2 protein-coding genes and 1 pseudogene are annotated in these 6487 nt (G+C 42.7%); 2 read left to right on the forward strand and 1 reads right to left on the reverse strand.

From position 1 onward, the window contains the following. Positions 1-3960 precede the first annotated feature (3960 nt). Together RMO35_RS18275 and RMO35_RS18280 are read left to right on the forward strand one after the other, a co-directional pair. Positions 3961-4269: pseudogene (locus tag RMO35_RS18275) on the forward strand (DUF3883 domain-containing protein); the annotation flags it as partial. 207 nt (positions 4270-4476) lie between these two features. Next, on the forward strand, positions 4477-4788 hold the full coding sequence (locus RMO35_RS18280) for a ferredoxin (protein ID WP_309742897.1): 312 nt from the start codon (positions 4477-4479) through the stop codon (positions 4786-4788). Positions 4789-4827: 39 nt separating this feature from the next. Here RMO35_RS18280 and uvrA read toward each other — a convergent pair. Beyond that, positions 4828-6487, reverse strand: a 1660-nt coding sequence (gene uvrA / locus RMO35_RS18285) for an excinuclease ABC subunit UvrA (protein ID WP_309742895.1), incomplete at its 5' end; no start/stop codon positions are given.

A 6487-nucleotide genomic window follows, 5' to 3' on the forward strand; every position in this document is an offset into this window, starting at 1 on the left:
CGACCTTCGGAGCTGCCGATTGTCTCCTATCGCCATCAGATTCAAACGATTACTCCCGAAAATACGATTACCTCTGATTGGCGCGTAGTCGGAATGCTGCGGGTAGACAGACAAGAGCAGTTATTAGGAATCATTAAAGAATTAGCCCAGCAACAGGAAAAAGCCGTACCTTGGGCGGGTGCAGCCGCGAGAATTTCGACACACAGTACCGATGGCAAAGAACGGGCTTTTGTCGGGCGGACTTATTGCTTTTTACCGCTATCTGAATCTGGCTTACCAATTCATATCAATGGCTTTTTCGATCTCGATTCTTCGCGGACTAAATTAACCAGTGGGAGCAATTTATCTGGGCGCGATGCAAATCGGGTGCAGTGGAATGAGTTGCTAATCAAATATACAGTCGCCCACGCTTGTGCTAAATTAGTCCGAGATTTAGTTGCCGATATTGGTGATACAGATCCGCTCTATTTTTATAGTTTCTGGGCTGTCGATCCTGTCAAAGATATTGCCCTCAAACAACTATCCAAACATTTACTTAAACTATTAGACGATTTACCAGTAATTCGAGCTACTCCCGCAGGGAAATGGTTTACTCCTAGTGCTGTTAAGTTACTCGCTGCGGGAAGAGAGCAATTATTTGAACCGCTGAGTGCTGATGGTTTAATTTTCCCCAATCCACCATTACCCACTCGAATTGCTTTAGCATTTACGCAAGCAGAAATAAAGTTAGCGTATTTTAGCCAGTCAGATTTACGAAAACACCTGACGCAAATAAAAAGTTTAGGATGTACTCTCGATAAGGCACCATTACCAAGTTTACGGCGGAGAGATTGGATTTGTATTCTGCTGGAATATTTTTTAAGTTGTAACTTGTATAATCTTACAGGTTTGCCTTTAGCTTTGCTAGCAAACGGCTCCTTAGAAGTATTTGGCTATCAACCTCAAGATAAGATTTATATTGGGGAGCGAATTATTAGAGATATTTTTAGTAATGTACCTGAGTGGTTTCTTGATGAAGATATAATCAATGATTTTCCCAGTTTAACTAACTGCGATGATATTATTGACATGAATCCTACTCTCATAGCGGAAAATCTATTAAAAATTATCGACGACGAAGCAATTTGTACTGCATTAAGGCTAGGTGATTCTCAATCGCCATATTTACAATGGTTGATTAAAGTTTATCAGTATTTTACTAATATAAATGGAGATCTACCCAGCGAACTCAAGCAGGTTCCGTTAGTACCAGGTAGTGATGGCAATCTTTATCGGGGCGGTTTGCTTGAAACGCCCTTGTTGTGTAACGATCTAGATAGAGACGTAGCTATGAATCAGATTGTTATTTTCTTTAATGTTGTATCAGTCGAGGCACCAGAAGCTCTGTTCCTTGCGATCGATAAATTCATCAAAAAGCATCCAGAGCAATTTATATGGAGATTTAACTCCTTAGATCTAATAAATACTCTAGCGACACGAGAAAATTGCCAGCTACCAGTCTATTGTAATTACTATCATCAGCTTTTAGATTTGTTAGCAGGCGATACCGGAATCATTAAAAATAATGAAGATTTCAAGAAAAATCTCCGCTACCTGAAGATTTACCCGACTACTAATAATGAATTAGTATCTCTAACCGACGAAAATGTTTATGTATTGGGATCGGATGATTTGCCGACAATCGATGGAGATCTACATCTGTTAATATTGGGAGATGGTCAAAGCTGGAAACCATTATTTGACATACTAGGAGTAAAGACGCTCGATCGAGCTACCTTTATTCAAGATTTTATCATTCCTAAGTATGGGAAGATTGACAAGCGAGAGCAACTAGCATCTTTTACTTGGATTCGTGAAAATTACGATCTCGCATTTAACGAGATGAGAAAACGCGATTCAGAAAAAGGAAAAGAATTTAAGCAGCTAATTAGCCAGACTCCCTTTGTGCATTGCAAAGATGGTAATTTACATCCGATCTCAAAGATATACGATCCGAAGGAAACAGTAATTAAAGATATTTTAGGAGATCGTGCGCCGATGCCCGATCGTAATTTTTATGTCGAAGATTCTGAAGATCCTAAAGAATCCGAGAACTGGAAAGACTGGCTCGATTTCTTTAGTAAGTTAGGAATGCTGGATACTCTTAAACCCCAGAATTTACTAGATTTTATTAATGCACTAATCGAAAAATATATGAGGACTAGTAGTGATAGCGTTGCTGAGTCTTGTTGCGATGTCATTAAATATGTCAACAATCATTGGGATGATTTTAAGGATACGATGGTTAATGTTCGTGGTGAGCAATTCAGTTTAATTCATATGCTAAAAGAATATGCTTGGCTCCCAGCCGCAACACCTGATAGCTTACAAAAATATCCAGCCGCTCTTGTGTTCAGCGGTGGATTATATCCAGTCAGTCGAGTTGCACTATGGGAACATGGTTATTTGATTGCTAGTCAACGTCCATTGTTACCTAAATCTATAGAGCTAAAACCAGAGGTTAAAAAAGCTTTAGGCTTAGAGTTTGGAGTGGATAAGTGGGAGCAAGTTGTCGCTCATTTAGATAAACTAATCGCTCTGTGGCAAGAAAGTGTGTCTAATGAATTACCACTCTCAGATAATTTCAATACAGCCATCTACAAAGTATACGATTTTCTCGCAAGTCGGAGTATTATCAATCAGCATGGAAATTGGTTGAAAGAGCATTTCGAGGATATACCTTGTCTTTGGAATGGTACTGAATTTTTGCAAGCAAAAAATACCTTCCAGTCAGACATTAGTTACCTCAATCCTTGGCGCGTTCAACTTCAGACAGACAAGCCAGAAATCCGCAAACTGTTTGAAGTATTAGGGCAAAAATTAACACCCTCAATTGATGACTATCTAGAGCTAGTAGACGAAATTGCCGAAGCTGCTGATGGGGAACCATTAGGGGAAGATGATACCAAATGCGCGATCGAATTATTACGCCGAGTTGCCAATGAAATCGTCGTAACTCGATCGATCTTAGATGACTGGAATTTATCCCTATTAACCGAAGATGGCTATTTACTCGATGCAGAAGATGTCATCATCCCTGATGCTCCGTGGCGATTAGAGAGCATCCGTGAGATGGGAGTCGTTTCTATCCTCCATCCTCAAATATCCACCTTCCTCGCTCGTCTAGCACAGTCTCCGTCGATGGCGATCGATGTCATCGAACAACCCCAAGGCAAGTTTAATATCAGTCGCGATGCTGAATCGATCGATCTTTGCAATCGCTGGGCAAAAAATATGCGTTCGCGAGAATTCCAGCATGGATTATTACGATTGCTACGCCATCAAGACATCGAAGGGGACATAGATTTAGCTTGGCTAAACCAAATTAGTATTATTCCCGCCACTGCAATTATTACCGATCTCTATCTAGAGCAAGAACAAATCGCCAGCAATGTATCTGGAGATTATTACTACGATAACGAACAGTCTAAATTTTATCTGCGCTGCGATTTAGACGATCGAGATATCATGCGAAATTATCTTGCTACTTGTCTGAATCAATCGATCGGTAAATATCAACTAAACGATCTGCTCTCACTATTATCCATTATTGATGTCGAGCCAAGTGGGATCGATCGTAAGTTAAACAACCTTAGAATTCGTCAACTCGATACTCTACCTGACTGGGAAGATAATCACACCCAAATTATCGGAGATAGTCTGCATTCTAGCAATTACCCAATTCCTCAAACTGAAGAATACATCCACGATTGGGATGATGATTCAGATGAAGATGCTGACAGCACAGAGCTAGTTAATCCTAATTTCAACTCTGCGCGAGAGTTAATAGCTCAAACAGATTATCTGGAATTAGATGACGAAGACGAGGAACTAGAAATCTCAATCCAACAGATAGAGCCAAGAGAATATATTAGCTCTCAAGTGGATTTACCAACGAGTACAGCAACAAAATCTAAAATCATGGAAGCATCTTACGAACCTTATATTCACAAAGATAAGCGGGATGAAATCGACGAATGTGGGATTGCTAAAGTCGTAGCCTATGAAAAACAACAGGGAAGATTTCCCGAAGTCAAACCCCATAACAATCGTGGCTTTGATATCCTCTCTCGTAATGCTGATGGTGAAGCTGTCCGAACGATCGAGGTAAAATCTAAAGGTGGTAAGTGGGATAGTGTATTAGTCAGCAAACCGCAATTTGAAACCGCACTAGAACGAAATACTAACTTTTGGCTCTATGTTGTCGAACGATCGTTAGATAACGATAATTATCAAATCTATCTAATTCAAAATCCCGCTCATAAAGTCCAGAAATTTGCCTATAAAAGCGATTGGATTGATATCGCAGAACAAGCGATAGTCGATCGATCCGATTTGAAGACTATCCGGCAATTTAACTCGCAAGCGATTGAAGTCAATAATCATATAGCTACACAAATAAAACAAGAGGAGCGAGTAATTCCATCTTCTACGAATATACAGAGTTATGGCGGTACCTATAAAGTTACTCTAATCAATGAAGCTGAAGGTCTAAATCACACTATTAATGTTGCTGGTGATACCTATATTTTAGATGCAGCCGAAGAACAAGGATTCGATCTACCTTATTCTTGTCGGGCTGGTGCTTGTTCGACTTGTGCGGGAAAAATTACTGCTGGAGAAATTGACCAATCAGACCAATCTTTCTTAGATGACGACCAAATTGAAGCCGGATATGTTTTGCTTTGTGTTTCTTATCCCATATCTAATTGCACGATTATGACTCATCAAGAAGAAGGACTTTATTAGTTGCAAATCAACACCATCGGATCGGCGTTAGTGAAATGGCTAATGTCGATCTACTGAATGTTGTTTCAGCACCTGCTTCAAATACTTCCCCGTATGCGACTTAGGATTTTTCGCCACCTGTTCTGGCGTTCCGACAGCGACTAATTCTCCCCCTTTATTACCACCTTCTGGCCCCAGATCGATCGTCCAGTCGGAGCAGCGAATCACGTCGAGGTTGTGTTCGATGACGATGATGGAGTTCCCCTTATCGACCAGTCTTTGCAGCACGTCTAGGAGCTTGTGGACATCGTAGAATGAGAGTCCGGTAGTGGGTTCGTCAATTAAGTACAAGGTTTTACCCGTGGCGCGTTTAGAGAGTTCGGTGGCGAGTTTGACGCGTTGGGCTTCGCCGCCGGAGAGGGTGGGGGCGGTTTGTCCGAGTTTGACGTAGCCCAAGCCGACATCGACGAGGGTTTGGAGGCGGGTGGCGGCGCGGGGGATATTTTGGAAGAATTCTAAGCCTTCTTCGACGGTCATATTTAGGACATCGGCGATCGATTTGCCCTTATATTTAACTTGGAGGGTTTCGCGGTTGTAGCGTTCGCCTTTGCAGACATCGCATTGGACGTAGACATCGGGGAGGAAGTTCATCTCGATGATATTTACGCCTTGTCCGCCACAGGCTTCGCAGCGTCCGCCTTTGACATTGAAGGAAAATTGTCCGGCTTTATAGCCGCGTGTTTTGGCTTCGATGGTTTGGGTGAAGACTTCGCGGATGGTGTCGAATACGCCTGTATAAGTGACGGGATTCGATCGCGGAGTACGTCCGATCGGCGATTGATCGATGATAATAACTTTATCGATCGCACTAATACCTTGCAACTCATCGACATCTTTGGGAAATGGTACCCGTTTGGTGAGGTGGTGCTGTAAGGCGGGGTGCAATAGCTCGTTAATGAGGGTGGATTTGCCCGAACCGGATACGCCTGTAATTGAGACGAGTTTACCGAGCGGGAACTCGACATCGAGATGTTTGAGGTTATTGCGGTTGGCGTTTTTGAGGGTGAGATTGCGTCCATTTCCTTCTCTACGGATGGCGGGTGTCTCGATTCCCATGCGTCCCGATAAATAGGCACCTGTAATTGAATCTGGGGATTTTAACAGGGCATCTAGATCGCCTTCGACGACGATACTACCACCGTGAACGCCAGCTCCGGGGCCGATATCGACTAAATGATCGGCGGCGCGGATGGTGTCTTCGTCGTGTTCGACAACGATGAGGGTATTGCCTAAGTCGCGCAATTTGGTGAGGGTGTCTAGTAGTCGTCCGTTATCGCGCTGGTGCAAGCCGATACTCGGTTCGTCGAGAACGTATAATACGCCTGTCAAGCCGGATCCGATTTGGGTAGCGAGGCGGATGCGTTGGGCTTCGCCGCCGGAGAGGGTCATCGCCGCTCGATCGAGTGTGAGATAATCTAAACCAACGTTGAGTAAAAATTGTAGTCGGGCGGTAATTTCTTTGAGAACTAATTCGCCGATTTTAATTTGTTTATCAGTTAATTTTAGACGATCGAGTTTGTCCAAGCATTCATCGATCGATGCACTGGTAAAATCCAGAATGCCATACTGCCCCAATTTTACCGATTGGGCTTCGGCTTTTAAACGATTGCCACCGCAGGCTTCACAAGGGCGATTGGTAAGGTATTGTTCGAGCTTTTGC

It is taken from the genome of Chamaesiphon sp. OTE_20_metabat_361 (assembly GCF_031364565.1).